14 protein-coding genes, 1 other RNA gene and 1 pseudogene are annotated in these 14,400 nt (G+C 46.5%); 11 read left to right on the top strand and 5 right to left on the bottom strand.

The window, feature by feature from the left end; translation table 11 throughout:
• The first annotated feature begins 49 nt into the window (after positions 1 to 49).
• The 3 genes from ssrA (at position 50) to OGW13_RS15810 (ending at position 2,284) form a co-directional block, all read left to right on the top strand.
• Positions 50 to 412: a transfer-messenger RNA gene (ssrA, locus tag OGW13_RS15820) on the top strand.
• A gap of 184 nt (positions 413 to 596) precedes the next feature.
• Positions 597 to 1,796, top strand: coding sequence for an integrase domain-containing protein (locus OGW13_RS15815; RefSeq protein WP_021552398.1), 1,200 nt, complete (start codon positions 597 to 599; stop codon positions 1,794 to 1,796).
• Between the two features lie 29 nt (positions 1,797 to 1,825).
• On the top strand, positions 1,826 to 2,284 hold the full coding sequence (locus OGW13_RS15810) for a hypothetical protein (protein ID WP_016809720.1): 459 nt from the start codon (positions 1,826 to 1,828) through the stop codon (positions 2,282 to 2,284).
• 92 nt (positions 2,285 to 2,376) lie between these two features.
• Here OGW13_RS15810 and OGW13_RS15805 read toward each other — a convergent pair whose 3' ends face one another.
• The 5 genes from OGW13_RS15805 to OGW13_RS15785 form a co-directional block, all read right to left on the bottom strand.
• Positions 2,377 to 4,959, bottom strand: coding sequence for a DEAD/DEAH box helicase (locus tag OGW13_RS15805; protein WP_016809719.1), 2,583 nt, complete (start codon positions 4,957 to 4,959; stop codon positions 2,377 to 2,379).
• A 1-nt stretch (position 4,960) separates the two neighbouring features.
• A complete protein-coding gene (locus OGW13_RS15800; protein ID WP_016809718.1) occupies positions 4,961 to 5,902 on the bottom strand; it encodes a HamA C-terminal domain-containing protein in 942 nt (313 codons plus the stop codon).
• 425 nt (positions 5,903 to 6,327) lie between these two features.
• Positions 6,328 to 6,600 (bottom strand): ogr/Delta-like zinc finger family protein, encoded by a 273-nt coding sequence (locus tag OGW13_RS15795; protein WP_016809717.1) that lies wholly within the window; start codon positions 6,598 to 6,600, stop codon positions 6,328 to 6,330.
• A gap of 1 nt (position 6,601) precedes the next feature.
• Positions 6,602 to 7,156, bottom strand: coding sequence for a phage polarity suppression protein (locus OGW13_RS15790; protein WP_016809716.1), 555 nt, complete (start codon positions 7,154 to 7,156; stop codon positions 6,602 to 6,604).
• Positions 7,153 to 7,905, bottom strand: a complete 753-nt coding sequence (locus OGW13_RS15785; RefSeq protein WP_021526084.1) for a phage polarity suppression protein — start codon at positions 7,903 to 7,905, stop codon at positions 7,153 to 7,155. Before OGW13_RS15785 ends, OGW13_RS15790 begins: the two co-directional genes overlap by 4 nt.
• A gap of 913 nt (positions 7,906 to 8,818) precedes the next feature.
• On the opposite strand from OGW13_RS15785, the gene OGW13_RS15780 reads away from it, so the two are divergent.
• From OGW13_RS15780 to tnpC, 8 genes and pseudogenes are all read left to right on the top strand, one after another.
• Entirely contained in the window at positions 8,819 to 9,079 is a 261-nt protein-coding gene (locus OGW13_RS15780; protein WP_000543726.1) for a helix-turn-helix transcriptional regulator, read from the top strand.
• A complete protein-coding gene (locus tag OGW13_RS15775; protein ID WP_021526083.1) occupies positions 9,079 to 9,630 on the top strand; it encodes a host cell division inhibitor Icd-like protein in 552 nt (183 codons plus the stop codon). Before OGW13_RS15780 ends, OGW13_RS15775 begins: the two co-directional genes overlap by 1 nt.
• Positions 9,630 to 9,854: a hypothetical protein gene (locus tag OGW13_RS15770; RefSeq protein ID WP_016809713.1), complete on the top strand. Its 225-nt coding sequence runs from the start codon at positions 9,630 to 9,632 to the stop codon at positions 9,852 to 9,854. Before OGW13_RS15775 ends, OGW13_RS15770 begins: the two co-directional genes overlap by 1 nt.
• Positions 9,851 to 10,174: a DUF5375 family protein gene (locus OGW13_RS15765; protein WP_016809712.1), complete on the top strand. Its 324-nt coding sequence runs from the start codon at positions 9,851 to 9,853 to the stop codon at positions 10,172 to 10,174. The genes OGW13_RS15770 and OGW13_RS15765 overlap by 4 nt, the downstream gene beginning before the upstream one ends.
• A gap of 14 nt (positions 10,175 to 10,188) precedes the next feature.
• A pseudogene (locus tag OGW13_RS15760) lies at positions 10,189 to 11,961 on the top strand (primase-helicase zinc-binding domain-containing protein); the annotation flags it as partial.
• A gap of 85 nt (positions 11,962 to 12,046) precedes the next feature.
• Positions 12,047 to 12,430: an IS66-like element accessory protein TnpA gene (gene tnpA, locus OGW13_RS25755; protein ID WP_001201739.1), complete on the top strand. Its 384-nt coding sequence runs from the start codon at positions 12,047 to 12,049 to the stop codon at positions 12,428 to 12,430.
• Positions 12,427 to 12,774, top strand: a complete 348-nt coding sequence (tnpB, locus tag OGW13_RS15755) for an IS66 family insertion sequence element accessory protein TnpB (protein WP_000609174.1) — start codon at positions 12,427 to 12,429, stop codon at positions 12,772 to 12,774. Before tnpA ends, tnpB begins: the two co-directional genes overlap by 4 nt.
• Positions 12,775 to 12,823: 49 nt before the next feature.
• Complete coding sequence (gene tnpC, locus OGW13_RS15750) at positions 12,824 to 14,359, top strand: IS66 family transposase (protein WP_001000406.1); 1,536 nt, start codon at positions 12,824 to 12,826, stop codon at positions 14,357 to 14,359.
• The last annotated feature ends 41 nt before the right edge of the window (positions 14,360 to 14,400 follow it).

The raw sequence follows: 14,400 nt of genomic DNA, 5'->3' as shown, positions 1-14,400 counted from the left end.
GGGGGTGGCAAGGGCTGTCACAAGTCTGTTATACTTGTCTTAACACATTGGGGCTGATTCTGGATTCGACGGGATTTGCGAAACCCAAGGTGCATGCCGAGGGGCGGTTGGCCTCGTAAAAAGCCGCAAAAAATAGTCGCAAACGACGAAAACTACGCTTTAGCAGCTTAATAACCTGCTCTGAGCCCTCTCTCCCTAGCTTCCGCTCTTAAGACGGGGATCAAAGAGAGGTCAAACCCAAAAGAGATCGCGTGGATGCCCTGCCTGGGGTTGAAGCGTTAAAACTAATCAGGCTAGTCTGGTAGTGGCGTGTCAATCCGCAGGTGCCAGGCGAATGTAAAGACTGACTAAGCATGTAGTACCGAGGATGTAGGAATTTCGGACGCGGGTTCAACTCCCGCCAGCTCCACCAAATAATGATCCGGATACGTCCGGTGAAGTACAGAAAGCCCGCATGGCACAAGCCCTGCGGGCTTTTTTGTGTTTGTCGTTGTCCGAGAACATCCGGCTAAATCCGATGATTATTGGTATACGTTTCGGTATACGGTAGGATGTATACCTAAAAGCGTATACCAATTCATGAAGGAGCGGCCACAGTGGCACGGACAACACGCCCCCTGACCAACACCGAAGTTCTGCGCGCGAAAGCGTTAGAGAAGGATCTAACGCTGCATGATGGCGATGGGCTTTTCCTGATAGTGAAAACTAGCGGCAAGAAACTCTGGCGCTTTCGCTATCAACGCCCAGCAACAAAACAGCGGACTATGATGGGACTTGGTGCTTTTCCTGCCCTTTCTCTTGCTGATGCCCGAGGGTTAAGAGCAGATTACCTTGCCCTATTAGCCAACGGAATCGACCCGCAAATTCAAGCTGAAGTTGCAGAGGAACAGCAGCAAATCGCTCTGGACAGTATTTTTTCGACGGTCGCCGCTAACTGGTTCCAGCTCAAAAGCAAAAGCGTTACCCATGATTACGCTAAAGATATATGGCGTTCACTGGAAAAAGACGTATTCCCCACCATCGGGGAGATCCCTGTCCAGCAAATCAAAGCCCGAACACTGGTTGAAGCCCTTGAACCGATCAAAGCTCGTGGGGCGCTGGAGACGGTGCGCCGGTTGGTGCAGCGTGTTAACGAGATAATGATTTATGCCGTAAATACTGGTCTTATTGATGCCAATCCAGCATCAGGCATTGGAATGGCCTTTGAGAAGCCAAAAAAACAAAATATGCCTACGTTGCGCCCAGAAGAATTGCCTATGCTGATGCGTTCTCTCGTCATGTCAAATTTGTCTGTTCCGACTCGCTGCCTCATTGAGTGGCAACTCCTGACTCTAGTTCGTCCTTCTGAGGCTTCCGGTGCTAGGTGGGCTGAGCTCGATCTCGATGCAAAGCTCTGGACTATCCCAGCTGAACGAATGAAGGCTAAGCGGGAACACATAGTCCCTCTATCTCCTCAGGCATTAGAGATTCTTGATGTGATGAAGCTAATCAGTGCCCATCGTGAACATGTTTTCCCGAGTCGGAATGACCCAAAGCAACCAATGAATAGCCAGACGGCAAATGCTGCTTTAAAAAGGATTGGATTTGGTGGTAGATTGGTTGCTCATGGATTGCGTTCAATTGCCAGCACCGCATTAAATGAAGCGGGTTTTAATGCAGATGTAATTGAGGCTGCTCTTGCACATAGTGATAAAAATGAAGTGCGCAGAGCATATAATCGTTCAACTTACCTTGAGCAACGAATAGGACTTATGAATTGGTGGGGCCAAAAAGTGTACGAGCGCAATCAATATTAGTTAACTTGTTATACATGGAGATATAGTTCATGGAGAATAATCTAGATAATTTATGTTATGAATTCTTTAGAGAGTTTTCACGTTATGAATATTGCCTTAAGGCATGTGGACTTCATCATAAAATAAAAGATGCTAAAGCGAACTGGGATGAGTATGCAAAGCAAGTTTCTGAAATCATAAATAACACAACTGATCCAGAGCTAATTGCTGCTATCACCTACTTTAAAGAACACCCACCCAAAAAACAAATCATAGAAGATGACTCTTTAGTTTGGGATGATTCTTTACCACAAGAAAAAGATTTAGCAAAATTTCTTTTTTTGTTAATCCGCCGTGTAAGAAACAATCTTTTTCACGGAGGAAAATTTAACGGGAAATGGTTTGAACCTGAACGTAGTGAGGCGTTACTGCAACATGGCCTTGTTATTTTGAGGCATTGCGGCACAAGGCATAGTGAAGTAAGCAAAGCCTATTCTGGAATAGCCTGAGCGGTGTTATAAAAGAGAAGTTTTTGTTACTGGAAGAATGATAAAATTCAAAAACTTCTCTATTGATTGTTTAAAAAATCGTCTAAATAAGACTATTGTACCCAAAAGTTACGAAATATATTATGTATTTCGTTTTGAACTAATTGTGGCAGTTCTTCCATGTCAACTTTATTGTCCTTAATCCAATTAATGCATTCTTCCTCATCTAAACTATCATTAGGAATAAGCTCTGAAATCATTACAGCAGCAGTTCTTGAAAAGCCAAGCCCTATTAGTGAAATCTGAGTTTTTAAACTTACACCCAGTTCTAAATAAACACCGATATCTTCAACATCTTTTGCTAAGTCTGTGCGATCTATCGAAAGATAAAAGCTTTTTAATAAATCATTATAACATCCTAAAAGCCTTGGAGCTTGATAGCGAGCGATCTCTTCAACATCCTTCATAACCCCTCGTATTAAAGTCGCTTCTTTGAAAACAATATTTTTCTTTTTGTTATATCTTATTCTATCCGAGATCAATCTTGCTAGGGGATAACCTTTCATCCACTTGGAAACTAACAAGGCCTGTACGTAAGCTCCTTTTGAATTATAACCTAGCTTCTTACTCAGAGTATCACTAATTCTAGAGAATGCGGATACATATGAATCTAACGCATCATTACTACCAGGTTCAGAAAGCAGTAATCTCTCTACAGGTTTGTTTGTATCCCGCGAAAATCTATCCCAAAGGTTTTGCATTAAAAGCGGGCTTATACCAGGATGCCGCACAACCAATTCGTGTGGAAAAGTTAAAGAATCAAAAACATCAAATATTGCTTCATTTAAAACATCGATATTTTTTATATTGTACTTTTCCATGTAAGGATTATTATCCAAGCCATTATAAAAATAAAATGATGAACATAAATAACTAAATAGACTCTGGAGATTAGGATTCCGCTCAGACATACCAAAATGATGCTCTGAAAAAATATAGGAAACCAACTTATCCATGTCATGGGAAATAGCATCCGTGGCGCGAGTTATAAATATATTTTTTTTGGTTTTTGGAGGCTCTCCATTCCAAATTTTTTCATTGTCGCTATCGATGCAGATGACATTACCTTGGAATTCTTTTCCCCAACGACCAGCTCTGCCAGCAAGATTCCAAAAATCCTCTTCTCGCATCGGGGTTGAATTACCCTTTTTAGGGCCTCTTATAAAAATATTTTTACAAGCCATGTTTACGCCCTCAACTAAAGTTGAGGTACAAATTAAAAAATCAATCTTACCTTTACTAAACAATCGTTCAATCTCGCCCTTTATTATTAAAGGCATGTTGCCATAATGAAAAGCGACTCTCTTTTTTAGAGTGCGATTTAATGCGAAATTTTTATGTATAATTGTCTCACTAAGCTCAACGAGAGCTAAAATTTCTTCATCCTCAGTCTCATTTTCTATACTTGCAGATATTAGCTTGGAAGTAGATTCTGCTTCAGCGGCTCCATTTACGTAAACTACGTTACCAGAAGCCCCCTTACCTAAACAAAGAGCTACAAAAGGCAATCTTTTACTTTCAGGAGATGGTGCATTTTCTAAAGAAAAGTTTCCTAACTCGCGTTTTTCACCGTTTGCAAAATAATACATCAACCAATCTTTGGTCTTGCGTGGTTTTTGTTCTACCCATATTAAATTTTGATTAACTGTAACATAGTCACTTTTTATAGTTCTTTTGTTTTTTAATATTGGAGCATCACTGAGCAATATTTCAGGATTTAAGGTGAAAGGACTTGCAAAGATAACTTTTGAATCAGGGTTATTTAGACAAGTCAGTTCAATTACATGTTGAAGAATAACACCTCTTCCACCATCACCGATCTTGTGTGCTTCATCAACAACTAAGACGTCTATCTTTGGAATTTGTGAGAAATGATTGTAGAATAAATTTAATCTTTCCTGTGTAAATATGAAGACATTAGATTTTTCGCTCTGGTATACATTACTCAATGGTAGTGTCTGAATATTAACTATATTTGTTAAATTAGGATCCAAACGTTTTTGCAACTCAGAATATACTTCTGAAATCAATGCCCTTGTTGGTACGATATAAATAACTAAGCAATTCTTATTTCTTTTTACAAACTGCTCCACCCAAGATTCCAGGATAAATGATTTTCCTACAGAGGTAGGAGCAGAGACACTAACCCATGAGTTTTCTTGTACCGCATCCCAAAACTCTGATTGAAACCTATTAGCATAAATATGCTTATCAGCATCTATTTCAATTGTATATAGAATTTTTCTTTTAGTTAGTTCTAACTGAGCCTTTAAGGGTAATCTTTCTTCGAAATCAGGGTTAAGATACCCCCTATTTTCAGCAAGTTGTATTGCTGGATTATTAGATAATGAATCAAGAATTAATGCAGCACTATCTTTTCTTGCTTCACTTTTTTCATTCAATAAGCAATACTGTGCAATCCTTAAGGCTGCATCTTGGCATTTCTCATCACTTGAGAAAGCCAAAGAACTAGCACATGTTAAAAGATAGCCGACATCCTCAGAACTAATCTGTGGGATTACATCTGATTTTAACTCTGGAAATTGATCTTTTATCGAGTTAGCGACTAATGCCTGATATTTTCTTAAGAATCCTTGATTCTTAATCAACCACCCAGATAAATCTCGCAACGACATTTCAACTCTCCAATGCTTTAATTAAACTAGCCCTAAATGCTTTTACTGAAGGAAAAGGAAGAATAAAAACATGCATAGCAAAGCGATCAAGTTTTTTATTAACTATACCACCTTGCACACTAGTTGACCATTTCCCGACTTTAGTATTAATCAAAGCAACTAGTTCACTGATATCAATTGAACTGGGCCCTTGTGGATAATCTTTAAGATCAAACCCAACTAAGCATATTCCTCTGTATTCCAATTTATTAAAATCCGGGCTATCAGGATCTAAGAATCTTTTCAACGCTTGTTCTAGTTCTATATCATCAACATTTAAGTGCGACTCCAGCAACTGCATATCACGTGTCTCAGCGCCTTCTATTCCCATAGAACTTTGAAGTAATGGAGCTATACTATCCATACACTCAGAAATACCTTTGCTCAGATTGGAATAGAGTTTAGACTCGCCCCAGTATAAACATAATTTTTTATTATCTTTATCTACGCCTATATGTATTCCATCTGCACCATGGTAATGCATTTGAGAACTCGTTTTCAGGCTCATTTTGCAAATAATTTGTGGAAATCTAAGGAATTGCTCTGCAAATAAAAAAAGAATAAATTCACCGCCTTCGCCACTATTTGCAAGCCTAGTAAATAATTTTTTTGCTTGATTTGCTAATTTTGTTATTTTCGCTGTTGATTGTGTTTCATTAAAATATTGCACTGCCTCATTGATTTTTTTCCTTGGAATAGCATAATCAACTACTTTATCGTTCAAGAATTGGATTAACGCGTCTACCCGAGGACGTCCATTGCCATCAAGATTAAGGCAATGAAAATGACAAGTTGCATTTGTATTTTCAATCAATGAATTAACTTTAACTTCACTAAAATAACTATTTAGTGTTTGACCATCATCTCTAATCAGATTTTCAAGCGCGACATGCAGTGCATCCATGAGTAGGTCCTTGCATATTTTATTTTCCTCATCATTTGCAATATATACTTATTTCAATAGCTTGCAACATTTTTACTCGACAATGATACTTACACCACACTCGCTGCTTAAAATCATTGTTATCGCTTTAACGTGATAAACGATTCTTTCAATCAGGTACTCATTGAAAGTTAAAAGTTACTTTGACCATACACAGCGTGCGCTGCCCCGCCCGCCTGCCCGCTTCGCTTAACAGACTGGTTTTCATGCACCCCGTAAATCGTCTCAGAAGCCACCACACAAGGGCTTTCGCGTCAAAAATGGCGCATGAGACTCATGCGTTTTCATGCGCTATAGATATGCACTCATACGCCTTCAGGCCAGCCAGGGAAAAGGCGTAAAAAATCCCGGTACTGGACCGGGACTACGTGGGCGTATTTTGCTAATCAGACAGGAATTAGCTGACGGCTTGACAGCTTTGACGCGGAGCCATAGCGGTTGAGAGTTTGCTGTTGTTTTTCTGGCATTTGTTCTTTGTCTGATTCCTGTTCATTGCGCCAAGGCTTCATAATTATCGTATCCACGCTTTCCAGAGCGGTAAATGTGCAGGAACATTCCAGATTCTGGCACTGATACCATGAGCGTTTAACCGATGGAGCTTCATAGGCGCTGGTTCTGGCGTGAGCGACCGTCCCACATTCAGGACACTTCAGGGCCATATCAGTACCCTCCTTTTTCATTAAGTCGGTTAAGGCGGGCCAGGAAAACTTTATGTTGTGCCGGGGTGAAACTGGTTGAAGCATCAGCGTACATTGATGCATCCACCGTTAATCCGGTTTCGTCGATAATGCTCTTGTATGCTGCTGAAATTACCGGAGTACGCACTTCCGTTTGTCGGGCTACAGCGGTTCGTAATATTTTCATTGCCGCCTCAAGCCCGTATGGAGCGCAAAGAAAAGGAGCCAGTGCGTCAGTGAGTGCATCACCATGCTCGCTCATGAAGTTTTCCGTTGCGCTTGTAACACAACTCTCCAGCACAATCTGGTGAGCATAAAGACCATCCCGTGCAGCACAGTTAATCTGCCATTCGAGGACAGCAAGACGCTCACGAAGCTCCTCAAGCTGGCTGGCATATGCTGCCGGTTTTTCTTCAGTATTCAGCAGAGCCGCCAGACGAAGCTGGTAGGTACTTTGCGTATTACGTAGTGTCAGCCAGCTTTTTATCGCCGAGCGGTAATCGTTGAGAGCTTCCTGAGTAATGGTTCCGGCATTCATTTCTTCTCGCCCCCTTTAACCATGTCACGCTGTTTAAGCATCCGTGAACGCGCTGCAGGGCTGGGGGATTGTCTGGCATCCTGGATGGCTTTATCGTCCGCATAAATGCTGATCCCCGGCAGGGTAATATCATCCGTTGAAGATACGTTACAGGACAGTGCCGGAGTGGTGAGTTGCTCGCTGATAAATTGCTTCAGCACACTTTCGGGGTCGTTTACGGTATGAACTACACCGATAACAGCAGAAGCGCTTCGGCCCAGAGTCATTTTCAACAGTCCAAGGATCTGAATAAGTTTCTGGCCGTGTTCCTTCATAAACTCATTCCAGAGCCACACTGCATGAGTTTCAATCAGGCGATTATGTTCGCTGATGTAGTGGTTTGCAGCATCCGCAGTTTTCCAGGGCAGGAATTCATTTTCTGCCACCTGAGCTGCCAGCAAATCTTCGAACTCATCCAATGTTTCGCGTCCGAGGGCGATTTCTGCCCGCAGTTTTTTCATGCGTGGTGTCATATTTCCCTGATTCTCACGAAACAGGTTTCGCCATTCATCATTAAGCGCCTGCGTTTCCGTTTTTGTATCTTCCTGACGTTTACGGATAGTTTCAATCATTGCAGCAGCTTCAGTTTGTTTTCGCCGTTCTTCCTGCCAGACAGCTTTTGCTGCCTTAACTTTTTCCACCGCTTCGCGAATTTTCGGCGGGAGGGAGGATGTAATGTTTGCATCAGAGATCTGGTTAACAGTAGTCATGAATGCTCCGGTAGTGTTTTGTTGTCGTGTCAATTGTGCCGATGCCCATACAAGCGCACTACCGAGGGGGATTGTGTCAGTGACAGAACAATGACCTTGTTCTGGCTAGCCAGAGAAATGTGTCATGTCTGATCTTCAACTTTCCTTTAATAAATACTATTCACTACTGTTCACTTTGATAAAAAAATTGATAATACAGCTAGTTAAGAGGTGAAGGGTTGACAAGGCAGTATTCAGTGACTGTTCATGAGTGTTCATCGGAAGGTAGCGTGATTTATGATTTTTTTTCATCAAAAGTGAAATTTTTATTCCGAATGATTATTTCATTATTGTTCCTCACAACTATTCACCACTCTTCAGTAGTATTCAACAGATGATGAAATAGACGATTTTTCTTTGCCGGGAAATAACATGATTCCCCCCTTTCCCTGGTGTTGCATTTCAATCTGATTTTTATAAAACTAGAACTGCTCGGTCTTTTATGAATTTATTTGGATATATTTTTAGGTTAAGAATGCGTGGTTATTGATTTTATGCGGTTCTAATTCTTCTGAGCTTGATGCAATTCATGAGTATATCCTGAAGTTAGGTTTGCAATGTAAAGCCATATGTAGAAATTGTGCATCCCTGCTGAATGGGTTGCGGTTTCAGTACCATTAAGTTCTATGACTTATGGGGTAGTAACCCCTGGATGAAAGTTAGTTCCTATTAATGTCCCTGTATTTATAGTTCGCAGACATAATATCTATCATGCCATTTTATGTGGTTTGATATAGTTTTAAATTCCATTAAATCAATATGTGACGCTAAATAAATAATGGGTGCGTAAGCGAGAAATATATACATAATAAGGAACTACCTGAATCCGGGGGGATTTATCCGGACTGATGAAGGAATTAAAGAGGGTAGATAAATGCATGATATTTCTGTTTCTGCGCCAGCTCCGGCTGCGCCATTATTTCCTGTGCTGAACCAGCATGAGCGATTTTTACGTCTTCCCGAGGTGATGCATTTATGCGGCTTGTCCCGCTCAACTATATACGACCTGATAAGCCGCGATGCTTTCCCGAAGCAGATCCCGCTTGGTGGTAAAAATGTTGCCTGGGCACAGTCAGAGGTAAGCGCATGGATGGCGGATCGTATAAGTGCCCGCGGACGGGGATGTGATGCATAATGATGCCTGAACGCATTAATCCCCATTTTTCTGGCTTGCATCCTGCAGTCATTTCCAGGTATAGTTTTTCCGCTGCCGCAAAATCGGCAGCCGGAATTGGCGTTCCGCGAAACTCAATGGCGACACCAGACGCGCCAAGCGTCTTTTTTTTCGTCGAAGCTCTGGCACACCCATTTTCCAGGCTGTGGTGTTTATGCGTACACCGTGGTTCTTTCGAGATAATGGCAGTCCGGGCGGGGCAGCCTTCGGGCTGGCCGGTATCCATTGAGGCCGGTTACGCCAACCCCGTTCGGGCTGCCACCAGTGAAATTGGCGTTTCCGGTGGTAGCAATAACCGCTACTCAATGGAGGCTGCCATCATGGCTACAACCCTCACCCCGTTTTACCCGCAATATGTCTTTGTGCTTGCCGCAATCCGCCGTGCTGACACTCAACCCCGCATCTGTATGCTTCGCACCGTGGCCTGCGATGAGCGCTTTGCACGCCTTTCGCTGGTCCGTGATTATGTGCTCTCCCTTTCTGCACGGCTGCCTGCCGGGGAGGTGATGTGATGAATCACGCCGCAATTTCTTATGACGATATTGTCCGCCTCAAGCATCTTCGTAACGTGGGGGAATTTGTCACCGGAATGGCTGTTCTTCAGGACTGCTATGAAAAACCTGCAGGTGCTCAATGTGAGCAACTGGTTTCCCTGATTTATCTGATGACAGAACAGCTTGATGGCGTGGTACAGCGTTGCCAGGATGACCTGATGAACAAGGAGGTGGTGCAATGAAATCACGCACTCTTCCCCTCTCACTTCGGCTGGCGTTATATCGCCGCGCGGTTGCCTGCGCCTGGCTGAGTATCTGCCATCAGCACAACCGCCACCTGCAGCTCACTCTGGATGAAATTGAAACCGCCATTGCCCGTGAGCTTGAAGGTTTTTATCTGCGACAGCACGGGCAAACAAAAGGCATGGAAATCGCCTGCGCCCTGCTTTCAGACCTGATGGAATCCGGTCCTCTAATGTCCTGCCCCGCACTCTCCCAGCTCGGAATAGCCGTAATGGATGAGTTATGCGTCCGTCACATTATAAAGCCGGTTTTACACTGAGGGAGAACTGCATCATGTCAGGAATGAAAGTCAGTCAGGCCGTGAAGGCTGCCCGCGGTCACTGGGCGCGGATTTTGCCAGCGCTGGGTATGAACATACTGAAAAATCGCCATCAGCCTTGTCCGGTCTGCGCCGGTAAAGATCGTTTTCGCTTCGACGATCTGGAAGGACGTGGAACATGGTTCTGCAACCAGTGCGGGGCTGGGGACGGTTTAGCGCTTGTCAGCAAGGTACTGAATGTGGATATCAGTGAAGCAGCAGACAGGATACATGGACTGACACATAGTCTGTCTTCAGCCTCTTCTGGAGTCTGGACGTCAACCGCAGATACAGATGGCGGGAAACAGGCGGCAGCAGCACTTGCCGCGCGACTACTGCAAGCCTCGCGTGAATCTGCCGGAAATACTTATCTTACACATAAAGGTTTCCCGGAGCATATTTGCCATGAGCTGACTTCAGGTCATAAAACCGGTGGGGTGATGTTCCACCCCGGTGATTTGATCGTCCCGCTCTATAACGCTGACGGGGAACTGGTGAATATTCAGCTTATCAGTGGCAATGGTAGCAAGTGTTTTCTTAAAGGAGGTCAGGTTAAGGAGGCCTATCATCTGATAGAAGGGGGCGGGAGTTCTGTAAGAAGGATGTGGATTGCGGAAGGTTACGCCACGGCGCTTACCATTCGTCATCTGACAGGAGAAGCCGTCATGGTGGCATTTTCGTCGGTCAACTTTCTTTCTCTGGCCAGCGTTGCCCATAACAAGTATCCGGGATATCAGTTAATTATTGCAGCGGACCGCGATCTGAATGGTTCAGGCCAGAACAGGGCTGAAACTGCTGCAAAAGCGTGTCAGTGTGACATTGTGCTGCCACCGGTTTTTGGTGACTGGAATGATGCGCTTACCCAATACGGAGAGGAATCCACCCGGAAGGCAATTCTTGAGGCTTTGAAGCCACATAACGCCAGTCCTTTCGACACAATGAGTGAAGCAGAATTCACAGCGATGAGTGTCAGCGAAAAAGCTCAGAGGGTTCGGGAGCATTACAGGGATGCACTGGCGGTTGATCCGAACGGGCAGCTTTTATCCCGCTACGAGTCTGGAGCGTGGAAAGTGATTTCTCAGTCAGATTTTGCCCGAGATGTCGCAGCCCTTTTCCAGCGCCTCGGTGCACCGTTTTCCTCAGGAAAAATTGCTTCACTGGTGGAAACATTAAAGTTAATTGTTCCGCAGCAGCAAAATCCGGCACGTCATCTGATCGGTTTTCGTAATGGCGTCCTCGATACGCGAACAGGGCTGTTTAGTCCGCACTGTAAAGAGAACTGGCTGCGTACCCTGTGTGAAGTCGATTTCACGCCACCGGTAGAGGGGGAAACGCTTGAAACTCATGCCCCGGCATTCTGGCGCTGGCTGGACCGGGCTGCCGGACACAAGCCAGAAAAACGCGACATTATTCTTGCGGCGTTATTTATGGTGCTGGCGAATCGCTATGACTGGCAGCTCTTTCTGGAAGTGACTGGCCCTGGTGGAAGTGGCAAAAGTATTCTGGCTGAAATTGCGACCATGCTTGCTGGAGAGGATAACGCCACCTCTGCGACCATTGAAACGCTGGAGTCCCCGCGAGAACGTGCGGCTCTGATAGGTTTTTCTCTTATTCGCCTGCCTGATCAGGAGAAGTGGAGCGGCGACGGCGCCGGGCTTAAGGCTATAACTGGTGGCGATGCGGTATCGGTGGACCCCAAATATCAGAATGCTTATTCAACACATATTCCGGCGGTTATCCTGGCCGTAAAGTAAGCGTCGTCTGAGTACCGTCTGGTCCCGAATCCAGGATCCTGTAACTTAAGCACCCACTTATTTTGCAGGTGGACACCTCATGCGCGCTAAAGAAAGACTTCCCCGGAAACACTATTCCCCTGAATTCAAAATGGAACTGGTCAGGCTGGCTCTTGAAGAAGAAGGCAGTATTGCCGCACTGGCCCGGAAACATGACGTCAATGATAACCTGCTCTTTAAATGGATAAGGCTCTGGCAGCGTGAAGGGCGGGTCTGTCGGCCCCGAAAAAACTCATCGTCGCTTCCTGCCCTGATACCCGTGCAGCTTCAGGCGGGCTCTTCTCTCCCAACCTTCGAACTACCATCCTGCTCTCCTCCCGCTACCTGCCACATAAAATGTCGGGGAGGAGAAATAACACTGACTCATCCCTCTGCTGAACTCATGAGCACTGTCCTGCGCGAACTGATGCGGGGGCCGGTATGATAAATCTTCCCGCAGGCACAAAAATCTGGCTGGTTGCCGGTATCACCGATATGCGCAACGGCTTCAATGGCCTCGCCGCAAAGGTGCAGACCGCGCTGAAAGATGACCCGATGTCCGGCCACGTCTTCATCTTCCGGGGACGCAGCGGCAGTCAGGTAAAACTGCTCTGGTCCACCGGCGATGGTCTGTGCCTGCTGACAAAGCGACTGGAACGTGGTCGCTTCGCCTGGCCCTCAGCCCGCGATGGCAAAGTGTTCCTGACGCCGGCGCAACTGGCGATGCTGATGGAAGGTATCGACTGGCGACAGCCAAAGCGGTTACTGACATCCCTGACCATGTTGTAGCGCTCTTTATCCTGGTTGTCGCAGAATAAGCCTGGTAAAATACAGGATTATGAACGATACCTCTTCTGACGACATCCTTCTGCTGAAACAGCGCCTGGCCGAACAGGAAGCGTTGATCCACGCCCTGCAGGAAAAGCTGAGCAACCGGGAACGCGAAATAGACCATCTGCAGGCGCAACTGGATAAGCTGCGCCGGATGAACTTCGGCAGTCGTTCCGAAAAGGTATCTCGCCGTATCGCGCAAATGGAAGCTGACCTGAACCTGCTGCAGCAGGAAAGCGATACGCTGACCGGCCGGGTGGATGACCCGGCAGTGCAGCGCCCGCTGCGTCAGACCCGCACCCGCAAACCGTTCCCTGAGTCACTCCCACGGGATGAGAAGCGGCTGCTGCCGACTGAGCCGTGTTGCCCGGAGTGCGGTGGTTCGCTGAGTTACCTGGGTGAGGATGCCGCCGAACAGCTGGAGCTGATGCGCAGCGCCTTCCGGGTTATCCGGACAGTCCGTGAAAAGCATGCCTGCCGTCGGTGCGATCGCATCGTTCAGGCCCCGGCTCCTTCGCGCCCCATCGAACGGGGGATCGCCGGACCGGGGCTGCTGGCCCGAGTGCTGACCTCAAAGTATGCAGAGCACACACCGCTGTATCGCCAGTCGGAGATCTATGCCCGCCAGGGTGTAGTGTTGAGTCGTTCTGTACTGTCGGGCTGGGTGGATGCGTGTTGTCGTCTGCTGGCACCGCTGGATGAAGCCCTTCAGCACTATGTCCTGACCGACGGCAAACTCCATGCTGACGATACGCCTGTCCCGGTGCTGTTGCCGGGCAATAAGAAGACGAAGACCGGGCGCTTATGGACGTACGTTCGAGACGACCGCAACGCCGGATCAGCGCTGGCCCCCGCAGTGTGGTTCGCTTACAGCCCGGACAGAAAAGGTATCCACCCTCAGACCCATCTTGCAGGCTTCAGTGGCGTACTGCAGGCTGATGCCTACGCCGGGTTCAACGAGCTCTACCGCGACGGCCATATAAAGGAAGCCGCGTGCTGGGCCCATGCCCGCCGAAAAATCCACGATGTTCACGTCCGTACCCCGTCAGCCCTGACGGAGGAGGCGCTGAAACGGATCGGCGAGCTGTATGCCATCGAGTCGGAGCTCAGAGGTAAAAGAGCAGAGGAACGGCAGGCAGTCCGGCACCAAAAAGTGCTGCCGCTGCTGGCGTCACTGGAGGGGTGGCTGCGGGAGAAACAGAAAACCCTCTCAAGGCACTCAGAACTGGCGAAGGCGTTCGGGTATGCGCTGAACCAGTGGCCGGCGCTGACCCGCTATGCAGAAGATGGCTGGGTGGAGGTGGATAATAACATTGCCGAAAACGCCCTACGACTGGTCAGTCTGGGGAGAAAAAACTGGCTGTTCTTCGGCTCGGATCATGGTGGTGAGCGCGGTGCGTCACTGTACAGTCTTATCGGGACGTGCAAATTAAACGGCGTGGATCCGGAACGCTATCTGCATCATGTACTTGATGTCATCGCCGACTGGCCTGTGAACCGGGTGGGTGCTCTGCTCCCGTGGCGGGTTACTCTGCCTGCCTGACCAGCTTCACTTCGTCAATACGGTTCTCACTGCACGCTTAC

This window comes from Citrobacter sp. Ca225, from assembly GCF_030337175.1.
Taxonomy (GTDB): Bacteria; Pseudomonadota; Gammaproteobacteria; order Enterobacterales; family Enterobacteriaceae; genus Citrobacter_A; species Citrobacter_A amalonaticus.
The sequence above is the reverse complement of the archived record's forward strand: the minus strand, read 5'-3'. Positions and strand labels throughout refer to the sequence as shown.

Bases quoted from the DNA above. Each gene is read 5' to 3' on its own strand.
- OGW13_RS15805 (WP_016809719.1), bottom strand. From the start codon at position 4,959: ATGTCGTTGCGAGATTTATCTGGGTGGTTGATTAAGAATCAAGGATTC.
- tnpC (WP_001000406.1), top strand. From the start codon at position 12,824: ATGAACGATACCTCTTCTGACGACATCCTTCTGCTGAAACAGCGCCTG.
- OGW13_RS15780 (WP_000543726.1), top strand. From the start codon at position 8,819: ATGCATGATATTTCTGTTTCTGCGCCAGCTCCGGCTGCGCCATTATTT.
- OGW13_RS15810 (WP_016809720.1), top strand. From the start codon at position 1,826: ATGGAGAATAATCTAGATAATTTATGTTATGAATTCTTTAGAGAGTTT.
- OGW13_RS15785 (WP_021526084.1), bottom strand. From the start codon at position 7,905: ATGACTACTGTTAACCAGATCTCTGATGCAAACATTACATCCTCCCTC.
- tnpA (WP_001201739.1), top strand. From the start codon at position 12,047: ATGCGCGCTAAAGAAAGACTTCCCCGGAAACACTATTCCCCTGAATTC.
- OGW13_RS15790 (WP_016809716.1), bottom strand. From the start codon at position 7,156: ATGAATGCCGGAACCATTACTCAGGAAGCTCTCAACGATTACCGCTCG.
- OGW13_RS15795 (WP_016809717.1), bottom strand. From the start codon at position 6,600: ATGGCCCTGAAGTGTCCTGAATGTGGGACGGTCGCTCACGCCAGAACC.
- OGW13_RS15800 (WP_016809718.1), bottom strand. From the start codon at position 5,902: ATGGATGCACTGCATGTCGCGCTTGAAAATCTGATTAGAGATGATGGT.
- OGW13_RS15775 (WP_021526083.1), top strand. From the start codon at position 9,079: ATGATGCCTGAACGCATTAATCCCCATTTTTCTGGCTTGCATCCTGCA.
- tnpB (WP_000609174.1), top strand. From the start codon at position 12,427: ATGATAAATCTTCCCGCAGGCACAAAAATCTGGCTGGTTGCCGGTATC.
- OGW13_RS15765 (WP_016809712.1), top strand. From the start codon at position 9,851: ATGAAATCACGCACTCTTCCCCTCTCACTTCGGCTGGCGTTATATCGC.
- OGW13_RS15770 (WP_016809713.1), top strand. From the start codon at position 9,630: ATGAATCACGCCGCAATTTCTTATGACGATATTGTCCGCCTCAAGCAT.